The sequence below is a fragment of the Streptomyces sp. NPDC090119 genome (assembly GCF_044747085.1).
Taxonomy (GTDB): domain Bacteria; phylum Actinomycetota; class Actinomycetes; order Streptomycetales; family Streptomycetaceae; genus Streptomyces.
Genome location: NZ_JBIVDK010000009.1, coordinates 34,975 through 59,057 on the forward strand (window position 1 = coordinate 34,975; position 24,083 = coordinate 59,057).

Annotated in this window: 20 protein-coding genes; 5 read left to right on the forward strand and 15 right to left on the reverse strand. The window is 73.0% G+C overall.

All coding sequences use genetic code 11. The features are described 5' to 3' along the window. Positions 1–83: 83 nt before the first annotated feature. On the forward strand, positions 84–3,278 hold the full coding sequence (locus ACIPPM_RS30230; protein ID WP_401453531.1) for an SCO5717 family growth-regulating ATPase: 3,195 nt from the start codon (positions 84–86) through the stop codon (positions 3,276–3,278). A gap of 64 nt (positions 3,279–3,342) precedes the next feature. Here the strand turns inward: ACIPPM_RS30230 and ACIPPM_RS30235 are convergent, their stop codons facing one another. The 9 genes from ACIPPM_RS30235 to rimP form a co-directional block, all read right to left on the reverse strand. Further along, entirely contained in the window at positions 3,343–4,290 is a 948-nt protein-coding gene (locus tag ACIPPM_RS30235) for a bifunctional riboflavin kinase/FAD synthetase (protein WP_401453533.1), read from the reverse strand. 124 nt (positions 4,291–4,414) lie between these two features. Beyond that, the gene (locus ACIPPM_RS30240) at positions 4,415–8,041 is read right to left on the reverse strand and encodes a trypsin-like peptidase domain-containing protein (protein ID WP_401453535.1); all 3,627 of its coding nucleotides are present in this window, start codon (positions 8,039–8,041) and stop codon (positions 4,415–4,417) included. 272 nt (positions 8,042–8,313) lie between these two features. Beyond that, the gene (gene truB / locus ACIPPM_RS30245; protein ID WP_401453537.1) at positions 8,314–9,219 is read right to left on the reverse strand and encodes a tRNA pseudouridine(55) synthase TruB; all 906 of its coding nucleotides are present in this window, start codon (positions 9,217–9,219) and stop codon (positions 8,314–8,316) included. Beyond that, complete coding sequence (gene rbfA / locus ACIPPM_RS30250) at positions 9,216–9,668, reverse strand: 30S ribosome-binding factor RbfA (RefSeq protein WP_361652229.1); 453 nt, start codon at positions 9,666–9,668, stop codon at positions 9,216–9,218. The genes truB and rbfA overlap by 4 nt, the downstream gene beginning before the upstream one ends. A 41-nt stretch (positions 9,669–9,709) precedes the next feature. Beyond that, positions 9,710–10,003, reverse strand: a complete 294-nt coding sequence (locus ACIPPM_RS30255) for a DUF503 domain-containing protein (RefSeq protein ID WP_030817206.1) — start codon at positions 10,001–10,003, stop codon at positions 9,710–9,712. Positions 10,004–10,252: 249 nt separating this feature from the next. Beyond that, positions 10,253–13,351 (reverse strand): translation initiation factor IF-2, encoded by a 3,099-nt coding sequence (gene infB, locus ACIPPM_RS30260; protein WP_401453540.1) that lies wholly within the window; start codon positions 13,349–13,351, stop codon positions 10,253–10,255. Between the two features lie 145 nt (positions 13,352–13,496). After that, on the reverse strand, positions 13,497–13,793 hold the full coding sequence (locus ACIPPM_RS30265) for a YlxR family protein (protein ID WP_393606410.1): 297 nt from the start codon (positions 13,791–13,793) through the stop codon (positions 13,497–13,499). A gap of 124 nt (positions 13,794–13,917) precedes the next feature. Then, complete coding sequence (gene nusA / locus ACIPPM_RS30270) at positions 13,918–14,916, reverse strand: transcription termination factor NusA (protein ID WP_401453542.1); 999 nt, start codon at positions 14,914–14,916, stop codon at positions 13,918–13,920. A gap of 2 nt (positions 14,917–14,918) precedes the next feature. Beyond that, positions 14,919–15,428: a ribosome maturation factor RimP gene (gene rimP / locus ACIPPM_RS30275; protein ID WP_401453544.1), complete on the reverse strand. Its 510-nt coding sequence runs from the start codon at positions 15,426–15,428 to the stop codon at positions 14,919–14,921. 305 nt (positions 15,429–15,733) lie between these two features. Here rimP and ACIPPM_RS30280 point away from each other — a divergent pair, with 305 nt between their 5' ends. The 3 genes from ACIPPM_RS30280 (at position 15,734) to ACIPPM_RS30290 (ending at position 17,782) form a co-directional block, all read left to right on the forward strand. Beyond that, a complete protein-coding gene (locus tag ACIPPM_RS30280; RefSeq protein WP_401453546.1) occupies positions 15,734–16,252 on the forward strand; it encodes a hypothetical protein in 519 nt (172 codons plus the stop codon). Further along, a complete protein-coding gene (locus ACIPPM_RS30285; RefSeq protein ID WP_401453548.1) occupies positions 16,249–16,749 on the forward strand; it encodes a ferritin-like domain-containing protein in 501 nt (166 codons plus the stop codon). The genes ACIPPM_RS30280 and ACIPPM_RS30285 overlap by 4 nt, the downstream gene beginning before the upstream one ends. Before the next feature lie 115 nt (positions 16,750–16,864). Beyond that, the gene (locus ACIPPM_RS30290) at positions 16,865–17,782 is read left to right on the forward strand and encodes an aminoglycoside phosphotransferase family protein (RefSeq protein ID WP_401453550.1); all 918 of its coding nucleotides are present in this window, start codon (positions 16,865–16,867) and stop codon (positions 17,780–17,782) included. 57 nt (positions 17,783–17,839) lie between these two features. Here the strand turns inward: ACIPPM_RS30290 and ACIPPM_RS30295 are convergent, their stop codons facing one another. The 5 genes from ACIPPM_RS30295 to ACIPPM_RS30315 all read right to left on the reverse strand — a co-directional run bounded on the left by ACIPPM_RS30295 (position 17,840) and on the right by ACIPPM_RS30315 (position 22,212). Next, positions 17,840–19,543: a proline--tRNA ligase gene (locus tag ACIPPM_RS30295; protein ID WP_401453552.1), complete on the reverse strand. Its 1,704-nt coding sequence runs from the start codon at positions 19,541–19,543 to the stop codon at positions 17,840–17,842. 75 nt (positions 19,544–19,618) lie between these two features. Next, the gene (locus tag ACIPPM_RS30300) at positions 19,619–20,149 is read right to left on the reverse strand and encodes a GNAT family N-acetyltransferase (protein WP_401453554.1); all 531 of its coding nucleotides are present in this window, start codon (positions 20,147–20,149) and stop codon (positions 19,619–19,621) included. A 34-nt stretch (positions 20,150–20,183) separates the two neighbouring features. Next, a complete protein-coding gene (locus ACIPPM_RS30305) occupies positions 20,184–21,032 on the reverse strand; it encodes a GNAT family N-acetyltransferase (protein ID WP_401453556.1) in 849 nt (282 codons plus the stop codon). Positions 21,033–21,127: 95 nt separating this feature from the next. Beyond that, the gene (locus tag ACIPPM_RS30310) at positions 21,128–21,385 is read right to left on the reverse strand and encodes a DUF397 domain-containing protein (RefSeq protein WP_401453558.1); all 258 of its coding nucleotides are present in this window, start codon (positions 21,383–21,385) and stop codon (positions 21,128–21,130) included. Then, positions 21,382–22,212 carry a helix-turn-helix domain-containing protein gene (locus ACIPPM_RS30315; RefSeq protein WP_401453560.1) on the reverse strand — a complete coding sequence of 277 codons (831 nt, stop codon included), beginning with the start codon at positions 22,210–22,212 and terminating at the stop codon, positions 21,382–21,384. The genes ACIPPM_RS30310 and ACIPPM_RS30315 overlap by 4 nt, the downstream gene beginning before the upstream one ends. A gap of 168 nt (positions 22,213–22,380) precedes the next feature. Here ACIPPM_RS30315 and ACIPPM_RS30320 point away from each other — a divergent pair, with 168 nt between their 5' ends. Continuing rightward, entirely contained in the window at positions 22,381–22,767 is a 387-nt protein-coding gene (locus ACIPPM_RS30320; RefSeq protein WP_401453562.1) for an ATP-binding protein, read from the forward strand. 23 nt (positions 22,768–22,790) lie between these two features. Here ACIPPM_RS30320 and ispG read toward each other — a convergent pair whose 3' ends face one another. Next, a complete protein-coding gene (gene ispG / locus ACIPPM_RS30325) occupies positions 22,791–23,948 on the reverse strand; it encodes a flavodoxin-dependent (E)-4-hydroxy-3-methylbut-2-enyl-diphosphate synthase (protein ID WP_401453564.1) in 1,158 nt (385 codons plus the stop codon). Positions 23,949–24,083: the final 135 nt, after the last annotated feature.

The following is a 24,083-nucleotide window of genomic DNA, read 5'->3' on the forward strand; positions in this document are numbered from 1 at the left end:
GGGAGGACCGGTGGGCCGGGCTGTCGTTCTACCCGGTCGGCCCCGGCACGCGATGAAAGTGCTCGACCACACCAGGAGGAACTGTGAGCAGCGATCGGGACGGTATGCGCGGGGGCTGGGCCACACCCGACGACGACCAGCCCGACGCGGAGTCGGCCGTCGAGAACACGGGCGAGTTCACCATCGACTACGCGCCGCCCGCCTGGTACACGCAGAACGCGTCGTCGTCCGGCGCGGGTGCCTCCGGCGGCTCGGCGGGTGGCGGTACGACCGGTCCGGCGCCGTTCTCAGCCACGCCGCCCCAGCCCGGTGCGCCGCTCGCGCCTCCGGCCGCGGCGCGCGGTGACGGTACGGACGGTGCCGGTCAGCCCGGTCCGGTTCCGCCGTCCCGCGCCACGCCGCCCACACCCGGCGCGCCCTACGCTCCGTCCGCTCCGGCGAGCGGCGATGGGACCGACGGCGCCGGTCAGCCCGGTCCCGCACCGATGCCCCCGTTCCCCGCGACGCCGCCCGGACCCGGTGCGCCCTACGCTCCGTCTGCTCCGGCGAGCGGCGATGGGGCCGACGGGTCCGGTCAGCCCGGTCCCGCACCGATGCCCCCGTTCCCCGCGACACCGCCCGCGCCCGGTGCGCCGTTCGCCCCGTCTCCCCCGGTGGGCGCGCCCGGTGCGCCGTACGCGCCGCCCGCCCCGCCGGTCGGCAACCCGGCGCCGGTGCCGGGGCTTCCCACGGGGTTCGAGGCGCAGCGGGCCGAGGACGCTCCGGCGACCGCTCCCGAACCGGAGCCGGAGAACGGGGACTTGGAGTCCGGCGCGACCATGCGCTTCTCCGCCGCCGCGCTGAAGCGGGAGATCGCGGAGCGCGAGGCGGCCGAGGACAGGGGCGACGAGGTCGCTGAGAGCGCGCCCGGCGCGGACGCGGACACTCCCGCTGCCGCTGCCTCTGCCGAGGACAGCGGCGACGAGTCGAGCGCCGCCGCCGAGGCTGAGGCCGAGGACACCGCCGAGGCCGAGGAGATCGTGACCGAGGGGGAGTCCGCCCAGGACGAGCCCACCGAGGACGACGCCCCCGACACCGAGACCTCCCCCGAGCAGGAGGCCGAAGCCCCGGAGGCCGAGACCCCGGACGCTGAAGCCGACCGCGAGGACGCGCCGGAGGCCCCGGAGGCCGAGCCCACCACCCCCGAGGCCCCGGCCGCCGAGGCTCCCGCCGCCTGGACTCCCCCGCCCGCCCCGCAGCAGGGCGTCCCCCCGCTGCCCCCGTCGTACCAGCCCGCCGCGCCCGCCCCGGCGGCGCAGTGGCCCGCGCAGGCGGGGCCCATGCCGGGTCAGCCGCAGCACGCGCCCGCGCAGGGCCAGGCGCCGGTGCCACCGCAGCAGCCGCCGCACCCGCCCCAGCCCGCGCCCGCCGCCTGGGACCAGTCCGGCGCCCCCGCGCGGCCCACGGGCGCCAACCCGCCCACTCCCCCGCCCGGTTACGGTTTCCCGCCCCAGCAGGGCGCACCCCAGCCACCCCCGGCCGCCCCCAACGCCGCGCCGGGCTACGGCTTCCCGAACCAGGCCCAGCCCAACCCGCCCACCCAGCAGCCCGGTTACGGTTTCCCGCCTCAGCAGGGCACGCCCCAGCAGCCCCCGACCGGGCCCACCCCGCCGCCGGGGTACGGCTTCCCCCAGCAGCAGACCGATTCCCCGCAGCCCCCCAACCCCCCGGCCCCGCCCACCGGTTACGGCTTCCCGCCCCAGCAGGGCGCACCGCAGCAGCCCCCGGCCGGACCCACCCCGCCCCCCGGCTCCACCTTCCCGCAGCAGCAGACCACCTCCCCGCAGCCTCCGGCGAACCCGGCCCAGCCGCCCTCGCACGGCTTCCCGCAGCAGCAGGGCGCGCCCCAGCAGCCCCCGACCGGGCCCACCCCGCCCCCGGGATACGGCTTCCCTCAGCAGCAGACCGACTCTCCGCAGCCCCCCAACTCCCCCGCTCCGCCGACCGGTTACGGCTTCCCGCAGGGCCCGGAGGGGCAGGCGCCCGATCCGCGGGCCGGTGCCGCGTGGCCGCAGCCGTTGCAGCACGACCAGCGGCAGCAGACGCATCCGGGTGCCGCGCCGCTGGGTTACACGGCGGCCGTGGAGCTGTCCTCCGACCGGCTGCTGAACAACAAGCGGCAGAAGACGCGCAGCGGGCGTCCCGCGGCGGCCGCGGCCCGGTTCAGGCTGGGCGGCAAGAAGGAGGAGGCGGAGCGGCAGCGCAAGCTGGAGCTGATCCGCACCCCGGTGCTGTCCTGCTACCGGATAGCGGTGATCAGCCTCAAGGGCGGGGTCGGCAAGACGACCACGACCACCGCGCTGGGTTCCACCCTGGCCTCCGAGCGGCAGGACAAGATCCTCGCCATCGACGCCAACCCGGACGCGGGCACGCTCGGCCGCCGAGTGCGCCGGGAGACCGGCGCCACCATCCGGGACCTGGTGCAGGCGATCCCGCATCTGAACTCGTACATGGACATCCGCCGGTTCACCTCGCAGGCGCCCTCCGGTCTGGAGATCATCGCCAACGACGTCGACCCGGCCGTGTCGACCACGTTCAACGACGAGGACTACCGGCGCGCGATCGACGTGCTCGGCAGGCAGTACCCGGTCATCCTGACCGACTCCGGCACCGGTCTGCTGTACAGCGCGATGCGCGGGGTGCTGGACCTCGCCGACCAGCTGATCATCATCTCCACCCCCTCGGTGGACGGCGCGAGCAGCGCCAGCACCACGCTGGACTGGCTGTCCGCGCACGGCTACGCCAACCTGGTCTCCCGGTCGATCACCGTCATCTCCGGGGTCCGCGAGACCGGCAAGATGATCAAGGTCGATGACATCGTGTCGCACTTCGAGCAGCGGTGCCGGGGTGTCGTCGTGGTGCCGTTCGACGAGCATCTGTCGGCCGGTGCCGAGGTGAACCTCGACATGATGCGGCCGAAGGTGCGGGAGGCGTACTTCACGCTCGCCGCCATGGTCGCCGAGGACTTCGTACGGCATCAGCAGGCGCACGGGCTGTGGACCCGGGACGGCAACCCGCCGCCGGTCGCGGCTCCGCCGATGCCGGGGCAGCAGCCCCAGGGCCAGCCGTACCCGCCGCAGCAGCCCGGCCAGCCGTTCGTACCGGGGCAGCAGTCGTACCCGCCCCAGCCGTACCCGCAGCAGCCGCAGGGCCAGCCCTACCCGCCGCAGGGCGCCCCCGGCCAGCCCCAGCAGTACCCGCCGTACCCCGGCCAGCCGCAAACGCCCCCGCAGCCGTAGCGGGAGACAACGAAGGGCGGCCGGTGCTCAGTGCACCGGCCGCCCTTCTCCATGCGAGGCGGAACTACGCGTCCGCGGCCACGATCTCCCGGCACCGCTCCACGTCCGCGCCCATCTGCTCCAGCAGGCCCTCCAGCGAGTCGAACTTCGCCTGGCCGCGCACATAGGCGAGGAACTCGACGGCGACGTGCATCCCGTACAGGTCGAGGCCGACGCGGTCGATGGCGTACGCCTCCACCGTGCGCTCGGTGCCCTCGAACTGCGGGTTGGTACCGACCGAGATCGCGGCGGGCATCGTCTCGCCCTGGGCGTACAGGTACCCGGCGTAGACGCCGTCGGCGGGGATGGCGGTGTGCGGCAGGGTCTCCACGTTGGCCGTGGGGAAGCCGAGTTCGCGGCCGCGCTGGGCGCCCCGGACGACCACGCCCTCCACCCGGTGCGGGCGGCCCAGGATCTCGCGGGCCCCGGCGACATCGCCCTCGGCGATCAGGTTGCGGGTCAGCGTGGACGAGAACGGCTTGCCGCCGCCCGCCTCACCGGTGACGTACAGGTCGACGATCTCCACCTCGAAGTCGTAGACCCGGCCCTGCTCGGCGAGGAAGTCCACGGTGCCGGCGGCGCGGTGCCCGAAGCGGAAGTTCGGGCCCTCCACGACGGCCTTGGCGTGCAGCTTGTCGACCAGGACCTTGACGACGAAGTCGGCCGGGGACAGCTGCGAGAACTCGGTGGTGAAGGGCAGTACGAGCACCGCGTCCACCCCGAGGTCCGCCATCAGTTCGCAGCGGCGGGGGTGCGGGGCGAGCAGCGGGGGGTGGCTGCCGGGCCGGACGACCTCGCTGGGGTGCGGGTCGAAGGTGACCACGACGGCCGGGACGCCCAGCTTGCGGGCGCGGTCGACGGCATGCTCGATGATCAACTGGTGGCCGCGGTGGACACCGTCGTAGGACCCGATGGTGACGACGCTGCGCCCCCAGTCCTGGGGGATGTCCTCCAAGCCACGCCAGCGCTGCACTGTGACCGCTCCTCGAACCCGTGTCCGTGTCTGACTCTTGTGCAGGTCCAAGAGTGCCATGTCCGGTCACAGGGGCTCGCATCGGTACGCCTCGTGTGACCGGGCGCACGTCCGAAATCCCTGCTCACGCCGGTACGGGCGTCCCGGCGGGCCCCTCGATCGCGCGCCGGGCGCCGGGGCCGACGACGGGAGTCCAGTCGTCCGGGGTGTCCGCCAGCCAGTGGGCGAGCCGGGCGGCGAAGCCGGGCAGCTCGCGGACGAGGCCGGTCAGACAGGGATCGGCGCCCTCGGGGGTGCGTCCGAGGAGCCGGGCGGTGCGGTGGACGAGCCCCCGGGCCTCCTCCTGCACCGGGCCCGCGCCGTCACGGTCGCCGTCGCCGTCGCCGTCACCGTCGCCGTCGAGCAGGGCGGCGGCCGCGCCCATCACCGCGACCAGGACGTCCCGGTCCCGTTCGTGGGCGAGCAGCAGGTCCAGGAGTTCGCGGCGCAGCGGGGTGGTGGCCGGGGTGCCGGGGGCGACGAGGACGGCGGCCAGGGCGGCGCGGACCGGTTCGAAGCCCTTGCCGAGCAGCCCGGTCAGCAGGGGCAGCAGCTCGGCGCGCGCGGTGGGGCCGTGCCCGAGGCGGCGGTCGACGTACTCGGCGACGAGGGGCGCGGTCTCCGGGCGGGACGCGATCGTCTCCCGGACCAGGACGGCGACGCGGCGGGCGAGCGCCGGATCGGTGACGTCGGCCAGGGCGCGCAAGGCACTGGCCGGGTCCGGGCCGCGGCGCAGCCGGGTCCGGAAGGCGTCGAGCACCGTGTCGGGGTGGGTGGCCAGGGCCGGGAGGAGGGCGGTCGGCGGCAGGCCGCTGTCGCCCGCCGTGAAGTGGCGCAGCGCCCGCGGCAGGTGCTGGTCGCGGCTGACCGGGTCGACGGCCAGCAGGGCGAGGGCGCCGCCGTGCAGGGCCCGGTCGGCGGGGCGGGCCAGCAGAGCCCGGGCGGCGCGGCGCAGCAGGGTGTGGTCGGCGGGGGTCCCGGCGTGGGGTGCGGTGCGGCGGGCGAGGACCAGGGCGGTGGCCCGGTGGTCGGGGTCCTCGTACCGGGCCCAGCGGTCGACGGCACGGCAGGCGGCGGAGGGCTCGTCCTCGGCGAGGACGGCGAGCAGCTCGACGGCTCTGCGGTGGCCGCTGTCGATCAGGGCCTCGGTGAGGTGGTCGAGCGCGCCGTGGCGATGGGTGTGCAGCAGGGCCTGGGCGGCGGTGGCCACGGTGGCGTGCGGGGTGGCGGGCAACGGGCACTCGTCCTCGAACCAGCGGGTGAGGTGCGGCTGGCCCGCGGCCGGGTCGGCGGCGAGCAGCCGGGCCACCGCGTCCAGGTACCGCTCCCCCGCGCCCTCGGGGACGGCCGGGTCGGCCAGCACCAGTCGTCGCAGCAGGGCGTACCGCTCGGTGTCGGGGAGTGCGAGCGCGGTCCAGAAGGCGGGCCCGAACTCGGCGGGCACCGTGTGGCCCGCGCGCCGCCAGGCCACCACGCGGTCGGCGAGGAAGCGCAGCACCTCCCGGTACGGCAGCGCGTCCGGGGTGCGCAGCAGGGTCCGGGTGAGCAGCCGGGCGGCCCACCAGGAGCCGGGGTCCAGATCGAGGGCGTCGGCCAGCTCCCGCAGCCGGAAGGCGAGCTGGCGGGGTCCGCGGCGGCGGCCGAGGAGCAGCAGGGCCTGGACGACGGGCCCGATCCGGTGGTGCGGCACCGGAAGCACACCGGGCGGACGCTCGGCGTGGGGGCGGTGGACCAGGACGTGCAGCGCCTCGTCCAGGTCGAGATGCGTGCCCTGGACCCAGTCGGCGAACTCCTCGTGCGCGAAGCGGTAGCCGCTGCCGGAGTGGATCAGCAGCCCCTCGGCGAGGACGGCGGACGCCCACCCGGTGGCCCCGCCGAGCCGGGCCGGGGCGCGCCCGTGCGGGAAGACGGCCTCGAAGGTCTCCCGGTCCAGCACGCCCTGTCCGTGCCCGAGGGCACGCCGGGCGGCCTCGTGCACCTGACCGGCGACCCTGGTGGCGAGGCGTCGTACGGCGGTGTCGGCGAGGCCGTTGGCGCCCGCGATCCGCTCGGCGACGCGCAGGCACTTCAGGTCGAGGTGGGCGGCGAAGACGTCGTGCCGGTCCAGCGGGCCCGGGGCGTGTCCGCGAAGCAGCGCGGTCGGCCAGGAGGGCAGGGCTCGCGGCGTCCGCTGCGTGCGATCGCAGGGCGGAGGGTCGCCCTCGTACGGGGCGGGCGATCCCGACGACGCCGCGAGCGCGCGTGCCAGGCGTCGTGAGTCGGGCGGGACTTCGCGGACAGGCCCCAGGGGCGCGTCGGCCGGGAGTGCGGCCCGGACCTCGGACAGCAGGCGCAGGGCGAGCGGATGCCGGGCGTCGGCGTCGATGAGGGCGCCGTCGGGGATGCCGTGCCGGGAGCGGGCCGCGCGGGCCTCCTGCCTGGTGAGCCCATCGAGGCGCAGGCGGGCGGGGAGGACTTCGGCGGCGCTCTCCCAGAACTCGTCCCGGCAGGCGAGCACCAGCCGGGCCCCGGTGGCACGGAGCCACGCGTCGCTCTCCCTGGCCCACGCGGGCAGCAGGGCGGCGGGCATCTCCTCGGGGGCGTCCAGGCACAGCAGGAGCGGGCGCCCCTCCCGCGCCGCGAGCGTGGCCGCCCGCTCGGGGTCGAGGTCGCCGAGACCGGCCGGGCGACCGGGACCGGAGGCGGCGGCGACCGGTGCGGCCCGCTCCAGCGCCCGGCGCACCGCGTCGGCCACGGAGTCGTCGGTGTCCTTGAGGTCGGCTCCGCGCAGCCACAGGGTGGGAGCCGGGGTGTCACCGCGTCGGCGCCGGGCGGCGAGCGCCGCCAGCTCGGTCGTACGGCCGCTGCCGGGGTCGCCGGTGAGGGCGAGCACGGGATGCGGGCCCGCCGTGAAGTCGGCCAACTCCCGCTCCACCGCCGCCCGTTCGACGATGCCCGCCAGTCCGGTGAGGGTGCCGGGCGGCCCGTCCTGGCTGACGGAGGCGGCGCAGAGCTGGAGGACTCCGGCGAGGTTGAGGTCGGCGCCGTAGGCCGGGACGGTGGCCGCGTTGCGGGCGAGCAGCGCGGTGAGCGCGGGGTCGGCCGCGCCGGGCGGGCATACCGGGGCGGCGAAGCCGGAGTCCCGTACGGCGGAGCGCAGGGTGGCGCCGAGCACGCCGAGGACGGCGCCGGTGCGGGCGTCCAGGACGGGGCCGCCGGTCGGGCCGCCGCCGGGGCGGAGCGTGTCGCGGGCGGCGGTGCCGAGCGCGAGTTCCAGCGCGTCGGCGAGGACCAGGCTGCGCCCTTCGGCGGGGTAGGCCGCGGGTCCGGCGGTGAGCACCCGCGCCGCGCGCCAGCCCCCCGCCGCGATCCGCACGTAGGTGCCCGCCTCGATGCGCTCGCGCACGGTCAGCGGCAGCGGGGCCACGCCCAGGTTCTCGGTACGGACGAGCGCGAGCCCGTGCCGGGGCAGCGGGACCACGGCCTCGGCGTCGACCACGCGGGGGCGGCCGTCCGCCGCGCGCAGCACGAGCTGGGGCAGGCCCTCGACGGCCTCGTGGCTGGTGAGCAGGGTGCCGTGGTGGTCGGCGAGGAAGCCGATGCCGCGCGGCCGCCCGGAGAGGTCGCTGATCCGCACCAGGGCGTCCGCACGGTCCCCGAAAGGGTCGGACCGGGCGAGCACCACGGCCGCCGTCCCGTCACCGCTCCCTGTCCGCGGCCCCTCTTCCGCCATGCCCCGCCTCCCCACCCGTGCACCCACGTGCGCCCGCGTCTCATCTCGACGGTAGGGGCGCGATGATCACGGAAACAGGGCGTACGGGGAAAGCGCCCCCTTCCGCTCCCCCGGTTCACTCCGAGCGCCCGGCCGGACGGGTGAATACGCGGTGCGGAGTGGATAGACGTCAGGGGTGGGGGAACCGAGGGGGGACCGTGGAGCGGCGGGTGTGGCAGTACCCCGTGACCGCCGCTCCACGGGCACACCCGTGGCGTTCCGGAAGAGCCCGGTCAGCCGAAGACGGCGAGGCTCTTCGCCTTGCCCTTCTGCTCCTCGACGAGCGCGAGGAACCGGCCCTCGGGGTCGAAGACCGCGACCGGACCCGCGCCCGCGTACACGTCGGGCATCTCCAGCCGGACGCCGTTGAGCAGCAGCCTGCCGCGCTTGGCGTCCACGTCCCAGCGCGGGAAGGCGGCTGAGGCGGCCTCCGCGACCGGCATCACGGTCAGCTCCTCCTGGAGCTGGTCCAGGGTCCGCGCGGAGTCCAGCTTGTACGGGCCGACCCGCGTCCGGCGCAGCGCCGTGAGGTGGCCGCCGACGCCCAGGTCGGCGCCCAGGTCGCGGGCGAGGGCGCGGATGTAGGTGCCGGAGGAGCAGACCACGGAGACGACCAGGTCGAGCACGGGGGTGCCGTCCTCGGCGACGGCGTCCCGGACGTCGTACACCGCGAAGGAGGAGACGGTCACCGGGCGGGCCGGGATCTCGAAGTCCTCGCCCTCGCGGGCCCGCTTGTAGGAGCGCACGCCGTCGATCTTGATGGCGCTGACCTTGGACGGCACCTGCATGATGTCGCCGCTGAGCTTGGCGACACCGGCGTCGATCGCCTCGCGGGTCACCCGGGAGGCGTCGGCGGAGGAGCTGATCTCGCCCTCGGCGTCGTCGGTGAGGGTGTTCTGCCCGAGCCGGATGGTGCCCAGGTACTCCTTCTCGGTCAGGGCGAGGTGCCCGAGGAGCTTGGTGGCGCGCTCCAGACCGAGGACGAGGACACCGGTGGCCATGGGGTCGAGGGTGCCGGCGTGGCCGACGCGGCGGGTCCGGGCGATCCCGCGCATCTTGGCGACCACGTCGTGCGAGGTGAAGCCCGACGGCTTGTCGACGATGACAAGGCCGTCGGGCGGGGTGGGCTTGGCTGTCATTCGGTGCTGTCGTCCGTCTCGTCGTCGGACTCCGGCTTGCGGTACGGGTCCGCGCCACCGGCGTACGCGGCGCCCGAGGACGCCTCGCGCACCTGGGCGTCGGACTGCCGGGCCCGGTCGAGGAGGTCCTCGATGTTGCGGGCGGTGTCCGGCAGGGCGTCCGCGACGAAGGTCAGGGTGGGCGTGAACTTCACCCCGGCCGCGCGGCCGACCTCGGAGCGCAGGATGCCCTTGGCGCTCTCCAGGCCCGCGGCCACGGCCGCCCGCTCCTCGTCGTCGCCGTAGACCGTGTAGAAGACGGTCGCCTCCCGCAGGTCACCCGTGACCCGCGTGTCCGTGATGGTGACGTGCGAGCCGAGCCGCGGGTCCTTGATACCCCGCTGCAGCTTCTGGGCCACCACCTCGCGGATGAGGTCCGCCAGCCTTTTCGCCCGAGCGTTGTCGGCCACTGGTCCGTCTCCCGTTCTTTCTTCTTCTTAGCGTTCTTCGGTCAGTCGTCGTCGCCGTGGAAGCGCCGCCGTACGGACAGCAGCTCCACTTCGGGGCGGGCGGCGACCAGCCGTTCGCACTGGTCCAGTACGTCGGTGAGGTGCGCCGCGTCGCCGGACACCGTGGCGAGGCCGATGAGCGCTCGCCGGTGCAGGTCCATGTGGTCCACCTCGGCCGCGCTCACGGAGTACTTCCGCTGGAGCTCGGCGACGATCGGGCGGACGACGGAGCGCTTCTCCTTCAGCGAGTGGACGTCGCCGAGGAGGAGGTCGAAGGACAGAGTCCCCACGTACATGTGCAACCGGTTGACCCGCCGGTTCGGGATCGGTGGTTCTATGCACGGTACCCGTTATGGGCCATCGGCTCGACAGGGTTTCCGTGCGACCTGGGGGCTCCGCCCCCAGACCCCCGGCCCATGCCCACCCACCACCCGAAACTGTCGGCTGAACGGTGAAGCAAAGACGGGGGTCTGGGGGCGGAGCCCCCAGGGACGGCGCGTCGGCCGACAGAACCGGAGTCCCATCGGCCGACGCACAGCGCAGCGTTACGCGCGCGGCTTCTCGCGCATCTCGTACGTCGCGATGACGTCGTCGACCTTGATGTCGTTGAAGTTTCCGAGGTTGATACCACCCTCGTAGCCTTCGCGGATCTCGGTGACGTCGTCCTTGAAGCGACGCAGCCCGGAGATGTTGAGGCTCTCGGCGATGACCTTGCCGTCGCGGAGGAGGCGCGCCTTGGTGTTGCGCTTGACCTCGCCCGAGCGGACCAGGACACCGGCGATGTTGCCGAGCTTGGACGACTTGAAGACCTCGCGGATCTCCGCCGTGCCGAGCTCGACCTCCTCGTACTCCGGCTTGAGCATGCCCTTGAGGGCCGCCTCGATCTCCTCGATGGCCTGGTAGATCACCGAGTAGTACCGGACGTCGACGCCCTCGCGCTCCGCCATCTGCGCCGCGCGGCCCGCAGCGCGGACGTTGAAGCCGATGACGATGGCGTCGGAGCCGGTCGCCAGGTTGATGTCGGACTCGGTGACCGCACCCACACCGCGGTGCAGGACACGGATGTCGACCTCTTCACCGACGTCGAGCTGGAGCAGCGAGGACTCGAGGGCCTCCACCGAACCGGACGCGTCGCCCTTGATGATGAGGTTGAGTTCCTGCACCAGACCGGCCTTGAGGGCCTCGTCCAGGTTCTCCAGGGAGAACCGGACACCACGGCGGGCGAAGTTGGCGTTGCGCTCGCGCGCCGCCCGCTTCTCGGCGATCTGCCGTGCCGTGCGGTCCTCGTCGACGACCAGGAAGTTGTCGCCGGCGCCCGGGACGTTGGTGAGACCGAGGACGAGGACCGGGGTCGAGGGACCCGCCTCTTCCACGTTCTCGCCCTTGTCGTCGAGCATCGCGCGGACACGGCCGTACGCGTCGCCGACCACCATGGTGTCGCCGACCCGCAGGGTGCCTCGCTGGACCAGGACGGTCGCGACGGCGCCGCGGCCGCGGTCGAGGTGGGACTCGATCGCGATGCCCTGCGCGTCCTGCTCCGGGTTGGCCCGCAGGTCGAGCGAGGCGTCCGCGGTGAGGACCACGGCCTCCAGCAGGCTCTCGATGTTGAGGCCCTGCTTGGCGGAGATGTCGACGAACATGGTGTCGCCGCCGTACTCCTCGGCCACCAGGCCGTACTCGGTCAGCTGACCGCGCACCTTGGTCGGGTCGGCACCCTCGACGTCGATCTTGTTGACCGCGACCACGATCGGCACCTCGGCCGCCTTGGCGTGGTTCAGCGCCTCGACCGTCTGCGGCATGACGCCGTCGTTGGCCGCGACGACCAGGATCGCGATGTCGGTCGACTTCGCACCACGGGCACGCATGGCGGTGAACGCCTCGTGACCCGGGGTGTCGATGAAGGTGATCTTGCGCTCTTCGTCGTTGACCTCGGTCGTGACCTGGTACGCACCGATGTGCTGCGTGATACCGCCGGCCTCGCCCGCGACGACGTTCGTCTTGCGGATGGTGTCGAGCAGTCGGGTCTTACCGTGGTCGACGTGACCCATGACGGTCACGACCGGCGGACGCGCGACGAGGAACTCCTCGCCACCCTCGTCCTCGCCGAACTCGATGTCGAAGGACTCGAGCAGCTCGCGGTCCTCCTCCTCGGGGCTGACGATCTCGAGGACGAAGTTCATCTCGTCCGCGAGGAGCTTCAGCGTCTCGTCGGAGACGGACTGCGTGGCAGTGACCATCTCGCCGAGGTTCATCATCACGCCGACGAGCGACGCCGGGTTGGCACCGATCTTCTCCGCGAAGTCGGTGAGGGACGCACCACGGGACAGACGGACGGACTGTCCGTTGCCGCGAGGCAGCATCACGCCGCCGACCGACGGGGCCTGCATGGCCTCGTACTCCTGGCGCCTCTGCCGCTTCGACTTGCGACCGCGACGCGCGGGACCACCGGGACGACCGAAGGCGCCCTGCGTGCCACCACGGCCACCGGGACCACCGGGACGACCGCCGAAGCCGGGACGGCCACCGCCGCCACCACCGGGACGACCGGCGAAGCCGCCGCCACCACCGGCACCGGGACCACCCGGACGGCCGGCGAAGCCGCCGCCACCGCCACCGGGACGACCGGCGAAGCCGCCGCCACCCGGACGACCGCCGCCGCCACCAGGACGACCACCGGCACCGGGACCGCGGCCACCGGGGCCACCGCCGCCGGGACGCGGGCCCGCGGCGGGACGCTGCGGCATCATGCCGGGGTTGGGACGCGGACCGGCCGGGCCGGGACGCGGGCCACCCTGCGGACGGGGCATGCCGGAGGGCGCGGGACGGGGACCGCCCGGACCCTGCGGACGCGGGCCGCCACCCTGGGCACCCGGGCCCTGCGGACGGGGACCGGCGCCGGGGGCACCGGGACCGCCGGCCGGACGGGGACCGCCCTGCGGACGGGGCGCCTGCGGGCGCGCCATGCCGGTGGAGCCACCGGACGTGAAGGGGTTGTTACCCGGACGGGGACCGGCCGGACGACCGCCGGGACGCGGGGCCTGGCCACCGGAGCGCGGAGCGCCCTGGCCGGGACGGCCCGACTGGCCCTGACCCTGACCCTGGCCCTGACCCGGAGTGGCCGGACGGGCGCCACCGGGCTTGGGGGCGCCGGGGCGGGCGCCACCGGGACGCGGACCCTGCGCGGCGGGAGCCTGCGGAGCCTGGGCGGCCGGGGGAGCGGTGAACTCCGGGGCGGCCGGGGCCGGGCGCGGCGCGGGCTTGGGACCCGGCACCGGACGCGGGCCGGGAGCGGCCGGCGCGGGAGCCGAGGAAGCCGCCGGGGCAGCGGGCTGCTGCGCGGCGGGCTTGGGGGCGCCCGGCTTCGGGGCGGACGGACCGTCCCCGGTGGCCCGGGCGGCCTGAGAGGGGCCAGCCTGCGCCGGGGCGGGCGCGGCGGGCTTGGGGGATGCCTTGCGCGGGGCGGGCTTGCCTGCGGACTTGCCGCTGCCACCCTCGAAGGCGTCGGTCAGCTTACGTACGACAGGCGCTTCGATCGTCGAAGACGCCGAACGGACGAATTCACCGAGTTCTTGGAGCTTGGCCATGACGACCTTGCTCTCGACACCGAACTCCTTGGCGAGTTCGTATACCCGGACCTTAGCCACTTCGCTCCTTTGAGGTCCGGGTGATGCCGGACCGTCGCTAGTTCATGGGCGTACTCATCGCGTACTCATCGAGTGCTCATCGCAATCTCGACCTGCTTTCGACTCGCGAGGTACCAGGCCGCCACGGTGTTCCGGACGGCACTTCTTACGGTGTTGCCTGCTCGGCAACTGTTGTCTGCTCGACGTGTCGGCGCAACGCGTTTGTGTCGAGCGCTCGCGGGGCGCGCAGTGCCCGCGTGAACGCCCGGCGGCGAACCGCCTGGTCCAGACAGACCAGTGCCGGGTGTACATAAGCACCCCGGCCGGGCAGCGTACCGCGAGGATCGGGGACGCAGGCGTCCTCGATCATCACGATCCGCAGTAGATCGTTCTTGGCCGCCCGCTTCCGACACCCCACACAGGTGCGTTCAGGGCATGCTCGGGTGTGCGTCCGGCCAGACACGGTTAAGTCTACCTCCCCGTACCGACCTCACCCTGTTGGGGTAGAGATCGAACAGTTGCAGTGTGGTGAACGGTCACGATCCGGTCCGGTTCTGTCGTGCCCCGGACCGGATCAAGAAGGTGACCTAGTCGGCGATCTGTTCGTCGGCCTGCTCGGTGTCCGGGCGGATGTCGATGCGCCAGCCGGTGAGCCGGGCCGCGAGCCGGGCGTTCTGCCCTTCCTTGCCGATCGCCAGCGACAGCTGGTAGTCCGGCACGGTGACCCGGGCGGAGCGGGCGGCGAGGTCCACGACCTCGACCTTGCTCACCCGAGCGGGTGACAGGGCGTTCGCCACCATCTCGGCCGGGTCGTCCGACCAGTCGACGATGTCGATCTTCTCGCCGTTCAGCTCGCCCATCACGTTGCGCACCCGGCCGCCCATCGGGCCGATGCAGGCGCCCTTGGCGTTCAGGCCCGAACGGGTGGACCGTACGGCGATCTTGGTGCGGTGACCGGCCTCGCGGGCGATCGCGGCGATCTCGACCGAGCCGTCGGCGATCTCCGGCACCTCCAGGGCGAAGAGCTTCTTCACCAGGCTGGGGTGGGTGCGGGAGAGGGTGACCGACGGGCCGCGCACGCCCTTGGCGACACGGACCACGTAGGAACGCAGCCGCATGCCGTGCTGGTAGGTCTCGCCGGGGACCTGCTCCTGCACCGGCAGGATGGCCTCCAGCTTGCCGATGTCGACGAGCACGTTCTTCGGGTCGCGGCCCTGCTGGACCACGCCGGTGACGATGTCGCCCTCGCGCCCGGCGTACTCGCCGAGCGTGGCGTCGTCCTCCGCGTCACGCAGCCGCTGCAGGATGACCTGCTTGGCGGTGGTGGCGGCGATCCGGCCGAACCCGGAGGGGGTGTCGTCGAACTCGCGGCGCTCCTGCCCCTCCTCGACGTCCTCCGGGTCCTCCTTCGCCCACACGGTCACGTGACCGGTCTGGCGGTTCAGCTCCACGCGCGCGTGGCGGCGGCTTCCCTCGGTGCGGTGGTACGCGATGAGGAGGGCCGACTCGATCGCCTCGACCAGCAGGTCGAAGGAGATCTCCTTCTCCCTGACCAAGCCCCGCAGGGCGCTCATGTCGATGTCCACGGCTACGCCTCCTCCTCTTCCTTCATGTCCGTCTTGTCCTTGCGGTTGAACTCGACCTGCACCCGGGCCTTGGCGATCTCCGGGAGACCGAGGCGGCGCTCCTTGGCCTTGCGGCCCTTCACACCGGGGACCTCCAGGTCCAGACCCTCGTCGTCGACGCCCAGGATGCGCGCGACCAGCTCCTCGCCGTCGGCCAGCTGGAACTTGACCAGCCGGTCCACGGCGCGCCGGTAGTGACGGGGTTCGGTGAGAAGGCGCTCGGCGCCGGGGGTGCCGACCTCCAGGTCGTACGCCTGGTCGCCCATCGCGTCGGTCTCGTCGAGCTTCGCCGAGAGCGCGCGGCTCACATCGGCGATCTGGTCCAGGTCCGCTCCGGTGTCGGAGTCGACGACCACGCGCAGCACCCGCTTGCGTCCGACGGAGTCGACGGCGATCTCCTCGAGATCCAGCCCCTGGGAGGTGACGAGCGGTTCGAGCAGCTCTCGCAGCCTCTCGCTCTGGGTGGTGCTCATCCGGGTGACTCCTCGGCCGCGTGTGCTGTTGTGGGATGGGTCGCGTGTCTGGTCAAAGGGTATCCGGTCGCGATGGGTGTTGCCGTCCACCCTGGGGCGGCCATGGGCCGACCGCGTCCTTCCGGTGGCCGCCCGGGGTACGGGGCGGTGCCGGTGAGCGGTGCGGGCAGGGGGCGCGGGTACGGTGATCACGGGCGGGCCGCCCGTTCGCCGGGCGCCGCTTTCCGGTGCCCCTCCCCCGCCCCGCTCCGCTCCGCCCGCTCTCTCCCTGTCTGTCCCCGTACGAGTCCCCGAGGACGTCTGCCGTGTCGTACTCCCCCTCGCCGCGCGCCCGTTCGGGGCCGCGCAGAAGAACCCTGCTCGCCTCGCTCGCCGGTTTCGGTGCCCTGCTGGCGGGCTGCTCGTCTGGCTCCGGGCCCGCCGAGCGCGCGGCGTCGGCCGCGACCCGCGCACGCGCGCGTGCGGCGCGGGACAGCGCCGACCTGCTCGCGCGCTACGACGCGGTGCTCGACGCGCACCCGGCGCTCGCCGACCGGCTCGCTCCGCTGCGCTCGGCGGTGGCCGCGCACCGGAAGGCCTTCGGCGGCACGGACGACAGCAAGGCGAAGAACGGCGAGAGGGCGACGTCGTCACCCTCTCCCGCACCCACCGCGCCCGCCGACCAGAAGGAGGCGCTGACCTCGCTGGCGTCGGCCGAGCGGACCGTGGCGGACCGGCGCGCGGGGGCACTGCTGGAGGTGCCGGGTGAGCTGGCACGGCTGCTGGCGTCGGTGTCGGCGGCCGGTTCCGCACACGCGTATCTGCTGACGGAGGCGGCGAAGTGAGCACCGGCGACAACAGGGACAAGGCCGAACTGACCGCCCTGCAGGCCGCGTTGGCGGCGGAGCACGCGGCGGTGTACGGCTACGGCGTCGTCGGCGGCCGGATCGGGGCACCCCGGCAGGGCGAGGCGCGTTCCGCGTACGACGCCCACCGCGCGGCCCGCGACACCCTGGCCCGCTCGGTGCGGGACCTGGGCGGTGAGCCGGTGGCGGCGAGCCCCGCGTACGCGCTGCCGTTCACGGTCGCGGACTCCCCCGCCGCGCTGCGCCTCGCCGCCGAGCTGGAGGAACGTCTCGCCGGTGTCTACGCGGACCTGGTGCGCGCCTCCACCGGTCATCGCCGCACCGCGGCGACCGTCGCCCTGCGTGAGGCGGCGGTGCGCGCGGTCCGCTGGAGCGGCGAGTCACCGGCCTTCCCCGGCCTCGCGGAACGCGCCGACGACACCACCGGCCGGGCCGGAGCGGCGGACTCCGCGCCCTCGGCGTCCCCGGCGACGTGAGCACCGGCCAGACCGGGGCAAGTGCCGGAAAGGCGTAGCCTTCCCTGGGCCTCCGGTCGCGGGGGCTCGGACGGACATACCCGGACGGACACTGGAGAAGGGGAACGACTCGCGCATGGCTTTGGAACCGCCCCGGCGACTGGTCCGGGCGAGCCGGGAGACCGCGCCGCCCGGTGACGACTGGCTGGCGGGACTGCCCGAGGCGGCCGAACGGGCCGTCGCCGCACGCGAGTTGACCGTGGACCGGGTGCAGGTGCCGGGCGGCCGGAGCAGTCTGGTGCTGTTGGTGCGGCGCGCCGACGGCAGCCCCGCCGTGCTGAAACTGGCGCCCTCGCGCGCCCGGCCGGAGAGCGAGCGGGCGGCGCTGGCGCACTGGGGCGGCCTGGGTGCCGTGCAGCTGCTGGACGGCGGGCCCGAGGATGTGGCGGAGGGCGCGCTGCTGCTGGAGCGGCTGCATCCGGACGTGTCGGTGCGCTCGCTGCCGGAGGCCAAGGCGTTGCTGGAGGCGGCGGGGACGCTGCGCCGCCTGTGGGTGGAGCCGCCTGCCGGTGAGGGCGCGCACCGGTTCGAGACGGTGGCGGAGCGCACCGGGCGGCAGGCCGAGGCGATGGCCGCGAGCGCCTTGAAGGACCCCGAGTCGGCACCGCTGGTGGACGCGGCGCTGGCGGTCCGTGAGGAGCTGCTGGCCGACGCGCCGGACCACCGGCTGCTGCACGGCACGTTCCGGCAGAGCAAGGTGCTCGGCGGGGAGCGGCTGCCGTGGCTGGCGGTGGGCCCGGACCCGGTGGTCGGCGAGTGCGCCTTCGATCTGGCGCGGCTGGTGCGGGACCGGGTGGAGGACCTGATCGCGGTGCCGTCCGGCGCGTCGGTGACCCGGCGCCGGATCAAGCGGCTCGCGGAGTCGCTGGAGGTGGACCAGGAGCGGCTGCGCGGCTGGACGCTGTTCCGGGCCGTGGAGTCCGGGGTGCGGGCCCGCCGGGTGGGCCGGGAGCAGGACGCGGACCTGCTGCTGGAGTTCGCCACCTGGCTGTAGCGGACAGAAAGAGAAGGCCCGGCCGCGTCGTGCGGCCGGGCCTTCTCACGTATCCGCTCAGGCGGTGAGGCGGGCGATGGCCTCCTCGACCGTCAGCTCCTCGCGCTCACCGGTCTTGCGGTCCTTCAGCTCCAGCACACCGTCGGCGGAGCGGCGGCCGGCGACCAGGATCTGCGGGACACCGATCAGCTCGGCGTCGGTGAACTTCACGCCCGGGGAGACCCCGGCCCGGTCGTCGACCAGGACGCGGACGCCCGCGGCGGACAGCTTCTCGGCGACGTCGAGGGCCAGCTCGGTCTGGAGCGCCTTGCCCGCGGCGACCACGTGCACGTCGGCCGGGGCGATCTCCTTGGGCCAGCACAGGCCGTGCTCGTCGGCGGTCTGCTCGGCGAGGGCGGCGACGGCGCGGGAGACGCCGATGCCGTAGGAGCCCATGGTGACGCGGACGGGCTTGCCGTTCTGGCCGAGCACGTCGAGCTTGAGGGCGTCGGCGTACTTGCGGCCGAGCTGGAAGATGTGGCCGATCTCGATGGCCCGGTCCAGCTTCAGCCCGGCGCCGCACTTGGGGCAGGGGTCGCCCTCCTGGACCACGACGACGTCCACGTACTCGTCGACCTCGAAGTCACGGCCCGCGACGACGTTCTTCGCGTGCGTGTGCTCCTTGTTGGCGCCGGTGATCCAGTCGGTGCCGGGGGCCACGCGGGGGTCGGCGATGTACTTGACCTTCTCGCCCAGGCCCTGCGGGCCGACGTAGCCGCGCACCAGGTCGGGGCGGCCGACGAAGTCCTCGGCGGTGACCAGCTCGACGGCGGCCGGGGCGAAGTGCTCCTCGACCTTGCCCAGGTCGACCTCGCGGTCACCGGGGACGCCCACGGCGACGATCTCGCCGTCCACCTTGACCAGCAGGTTCTTCAGGGTGGCGGAGGCGGGGACGCCGAGGGAGGCGGCGAGGGTCTCGATGGTCGGGGTGTCCGGGGTGGGGATCTCCTCCAGCGCGGGCACGGCCGAGCCGTCGACCGGGGCCAGCTCGTAGCGCACGGCCTCGGTGTTCGCGGCGAAGTCGCAGTTGGGGCAGTCCGCGAAGGTGTCCTCGCCCGCCTCGGCGGGGGCGAGGAACTCCTCGGACTGCGAGCCGCCCATGGCACCGGCGGTGGCCGCGACGATGCGGTAGTCCAGGCCGAGGCGCTCGTAGATCCGCTGGTAGGCGGCGCGGTGCAGGGCGTAGGAGGAGGCCAGGCCCTCGTCCTCGGTGTCGAAGGAGTACGAGTCCTTCATGAGGAACTCGCGGCCGCGCAGGATGCCCGCGCGGGGGCGCGCCTCGTCCCGGAACTTGGACTGGATCTGGTACAGGATGACCGGCAGGTCCTTGTAGGAGGACGTCTGGTCCTTCACCAGCAGGGTGAAGATCTCCTCGTGGGTGGGGCCGAGGAGGTAGTCGCCGCCCTTGCGGTCCTGGAGGCGGAACAGCTCGGCGCCGTACTCGTCCCAGCGGCCGGTGGCCTCGTAGGGCTCGCGGGGCAGCAGGACGGGGAGGACGACCTCCTGGGCGCCGATGGCGTCCATCTCCTCGCGCACGATCCGCTCGACGTTGGCGAGGACCTTGGTGCCCAGCGGCAGCCAGGACCAGATACCGGCGGCGGTGCGGCGGACGTAACCGGCGCGGACGAGGAGCTTGTGGCTGAGGACCTCGGCGTCGGCCGGGTCGTCGCGCAGCGTCTTCGCCAACAACTTGGACATGCGCTGGACCGGTACGTTCGCCATTGTTCTCGTACTCCTGCCGGAAATGTAGGTGATGGCTAGGAGGTTAGCCGGGCCCCGGGCGAGGGTGGAAATCGGTTATCGACGGCGCAGGGGCAGGGGGGCGCCCATCACCGCGTACGGCTTGGGGGCGCTCGGGAAGTGGACCTGGCGGGCCAGGTCGGTGTAGCCGAGGGCGTGGTAGAGGCCGCGGGCGGGGCTGTCGACGTCGATGGCGGAGAGGATGGAGCGGGGTTCGGCGGCGCTGTCGGTGATGCGGGTGATCAGGCGGCGGCCGATGCCCCGGTTCTGGTGGCCGGGGTGGACGTGCAGCTCGGTGATGACGAAGGAGTCGTCGAGCCAGCCGTCGTTGCCCTGGGCGCGCAGGTACGGTTCCACGATGGTGGACCACCAGTGGGCGCGGGAGTTGGGCATGCCGTACACGAAGCCGATCAGCGCGCCCCGGCTGGTGGCGCCGAGGGCGCGGGCGCCGGGCATCCGCATGTGGCGCTGGACGATCTGGCGGCGTACGGCGACCTCGTCGGGACCGAGCCCGAAGGCCAGGGCCTGCACCGCGAGAGCCTCGTCCACGTAGTCCACGAGGTCCAGGGTGCCGATCACGAGGTCCATGCGGGGAGCGTACAGGGCACGCCCGGCAGGTCCGTCAGAAGAGGACGCTCATGAACTGGCCGACCTCCTGGAACCCCACCCTGCGGTACGTGGCACGCGCGGCGGTGTTGTAGTCGTTGACGTAGAGGCTGGCCACGGGGGCGATGTCGGCGAGGGCGTAGCGCAGTACGGCGGCCATACCGGGGGCGGCGAGGCCCTTGCCCCGGTACTCGGGGGCGACCCACACACCCTGGATCTGGCAGGCGAGGGAGGTCGCGGCGCCGATCTCGGCCTTGAAGACGACGTTGCCGTGCGCGTCCAGGCGGGCGAAGGAGCGACCGGCGCCAACAAGCTCGGCGACCCTCGCCTGATACAGGAGTCCGCCGTCCCCCGCCATCGGGGAGACGCCGACCTCCTCGGTGAACATGGCCACGCACGCGGGCATGATCGTGTCCATCTCGTCCTTGCGGACGCGCCGGACGTACGGGTCCGGGGCGATGTCGGCGGGCATCTGGTCGGTGACCATGAGGGGCTGGTGGGCGCGGACCTCGCGGGCGGGCCCCCAGTGCGGTTCCAGCAGGCGCCACAGCTCGGCGGTGGCCTCGGCGGCGCCGACGATCGAGGAGCAGCGGCGGCCGCCCCGGCGGGCCCGGTCGGCGAAGGCGCGCACGGCGCGGGGGGTGGCGCAGACGGGGACGAGGTTGGCGCCCGCGTAGCACAGGGACGTGAGCATCCCGTCCTCGTACCAGCCCCACATCTCGCCGCCGAGGCGCCACGGGTCGAGACCGGCCACCCGCACGCGCGCGGCCACGAAGGCGTTGGCGACGGGCTCGCGGTCGAGGACCGCGAGCGCTGCGTCGAGGTCGCTCGGTTCGAGCACCCGTGAGGTGGTCTGGGTCAACACGTGCGGGGGCCTCACCCTGGGGTCTGCGCTGGTCCTGGCACTATAGCCGCGCGTCCCCGCCGGTGCGGTGCGTCGCGCCTACGGCGCAGTCTCTCTCAACCTCGCGCAAGCCCCAGGAACGCGTGCCACGCCGTGACCGGCACGGAGAGGGTGGGGGCGGTGGCGGGGTTCTGCTTGGAGTCACGGACGTGAATGGTGGCGGGGCAGGCGGCCACCTCGACGCACTGGCCGCCTTCGCCGTCGCTGTAGCTGGACTTGTGCCAGAGGAGAGCAGCTTCGAGGCACTGCCCGCCATCACCCTGGCTGTAGCTGCTCTTGAACCACGTCAGCTCGGACGGCTTCTCGACGTTCATGTCTCTCCCAGCAACTTCTCTACGAATTCCAGCGACTTGCGCGGTGTCAGGGCCTGGGCACGGAGGATGCCGTACCGATCCTCCATCTCCCTGACCGTCTGATCGTCGGTGTAGAGGCGACTGCCCTTGTGCGCGTCACCGTAGCCGATCCTGCGCCCCTTAGCCGTGTTGATCAAGGTGAAGGTACCGGAGAGTGCTGCGTGCTCCTCACAGTCGTTCGGCATGACCTGGATCTCCACGTTACGCCGCTGCCCGATGAGCAGGATTTGCTCCAACTGGCCACGCATGACCGCTTGTCCGCCCAACCCCTTGTGTAGAAGGACTTCCTCCATCACGAAGCTGATGACGGGCGCGGGCTTCCGCTCGAAAATCTCCTGTCGGGCCAGTCGGGCGATGACTCGCTGCTCGATGGTCTCCTCGTCCAGCGGAGGTCGCCGCATGGTGAACACGGCGCGCGCATACTCCTCCGTCTGTAACAGGCCATTGATCACGAGCGCGTCGTACACGTGCCACCCGGCAGCCTCTCTCTCAAGCCTCGCCGCGTCCCGGAAGAACGCCGGATACTGCGCCCTCTCCATGTCCTCGATGAAGTCGACCAGCATCCCGCCCGCGTCCAGCACCTCATCCGCCTGCCGGATGAACTTCGCGTTCGGGATGCGCCTCCCCACCTCGTACGACGTGACGGTGGCCGCCGAGTAACCCGTACGGCGGCCCAACTCCGCCCGATCCACGCCCGCTTGCACACGCAGCCGCTTCAGCAGCCGTCCGAAGACGAGCGGGATGCCCGCACCCGACGCTTCCTGGTCTTCCTGTGCTTCCTCGCTCATGTAGACCCCCAATGCCCGCGCGCCACCCTCGGTCACGGTGCGCTCGTGTACAGCGGCACCTCCCCCGTGTACAACGCCTGGTGGTCTTGGTGCTGCCACTATCAAACGCTACGCAGCGTGCGGGACCGTAACGGCGTGAAATCAGAAATCTCCACCCAGGAATTCGCGATGCGCTTCACGTCGACCCCGCGTGGCGCGCGGCTCGCCCGGCGGCTGGTCTCGCTCCGGCTGGACGAATGGGGGCATCCGTACGACAGCAAGGTCAACGAGGCCGTCACGCTGATCGCGGCCGAGCTGGCCGCCAACGCCGTACGGCACGGACGCGTACCCGGCCGGGACTTTCATCTACGGCTCGCCGGGGAGGACGGCGTCGTACGCGTGGAGGTCTCGGACACGCTGGGCGAGCGGCTGCCCGAGGTTCGGGTGCCGTCCGGGGAGTCCGGGCGGGGGCTGATCCTGGTCGACGCGCTCGCGGACAAGTGGGGGGTGGCGCCGAGGCAGCCCGGCAAGACCGTCTGGGCGGAGGTACGACCAAGTCCCGCCACCCCAGGGTGACGGGACTCGCTCAGTCGTACGGGTCAGCCCGCTACCGCGACCGTCGGCTCGCCGGAGGCAACACCCTCGTCCTGCATCTGCTCGGCCAGCTTCATGGCCTCCTCGATGAGGGTCTCCACGATCTTCGACTCGGGGACGGTCTTGATGACCTCGCCCTTGACGAAGATCTGGCCCTTGCCGTTGCCGGAGGCAACCCCGAGATCCGCTTCTCGCGCTTCACCGGGGCCGTTCACCACGCAGCCCATCACGGCCACCCGCAGCGGGACCTCCATGCCGGTCAGCCCCGCCGTGACCTCCTCGGCCAGCTTGTACACGTCCACCTGGGCACGGCCGCACGAAGGACACGACACGATCTCCAGGCCGCGCTGCTTCAGGTTCAGCGACTCCAGGATCTGCAGCCCGACCTTGACCTCCTCCACCGGAGGCGCCGACAGCGAGACCCGGATCGTGTCACCGATGCCCTCGGACAGCAGCGCACCGAACGCCACCGCCGACTTGATCGTGCCCTGGAACGCCGGACCCGCCTCCGTCACACCCAGGTGCAGCGGGTAGTCGCACTGCGCGGCGAGCTGCCGGTACGCCTCGATCATCACGACCGGGTCGTTGTGCTTCACCGAGATCTTGATGTCCCGGAAATCGTGCTCCTCGAACAGCGACGCCTCCCACAGCGCCGACTCCACCAGCGCCTCCGGCGTGGCCTTGCCGTACTTCTGCAGCAGACGACGGTCCAGCGAGCCCGCGTTCACGCCGATGCGGATCGGCGTGCCGTGCTCCTTGGCGACCTTCGCGATCTCGCGGACCTTGTCGTCGAACTGCTTGATGTTGCCCGGATTGACGCGGACCGCCGCGCAGCCCGCCTCGATCGCCGCGAACACGTACTTCGGCTGGAAGTGGATGTCCGCGATCACCGGAAGCTGCGACTTCCGCGCGATCGTCGCCAGCGCGTCCGCGTCGTCCTGCGTCGGACAGGCGACTCGCACGATCTGGCAGCCCGACGCCGTCAGCTCCGCGATCTGCTGCAACGTCGACCCGATGTCCGAGGTACGCGTCGTCGTCATCGACTGCACCGAGACGGGGGCGTCGCCGCCGACCGCGACGGTGCCGACCTGGATCTGCCGGCTCTTGCGGCGCTCGGCGATCTTGGTCGGTACGGACGGCATGCCGAGAGAAATCGCAGTCATCTGCTGTGCAACCCCAAGTCGTGGATCAAGATCCGGTCCCGTGAACGGCGGGCTCCAGACTTTGAGATTACGACACGGGGCCGGGCCGCAGCACATCCCACCCGGCAAACCCACCCGATGGACGACGGCCCGGAA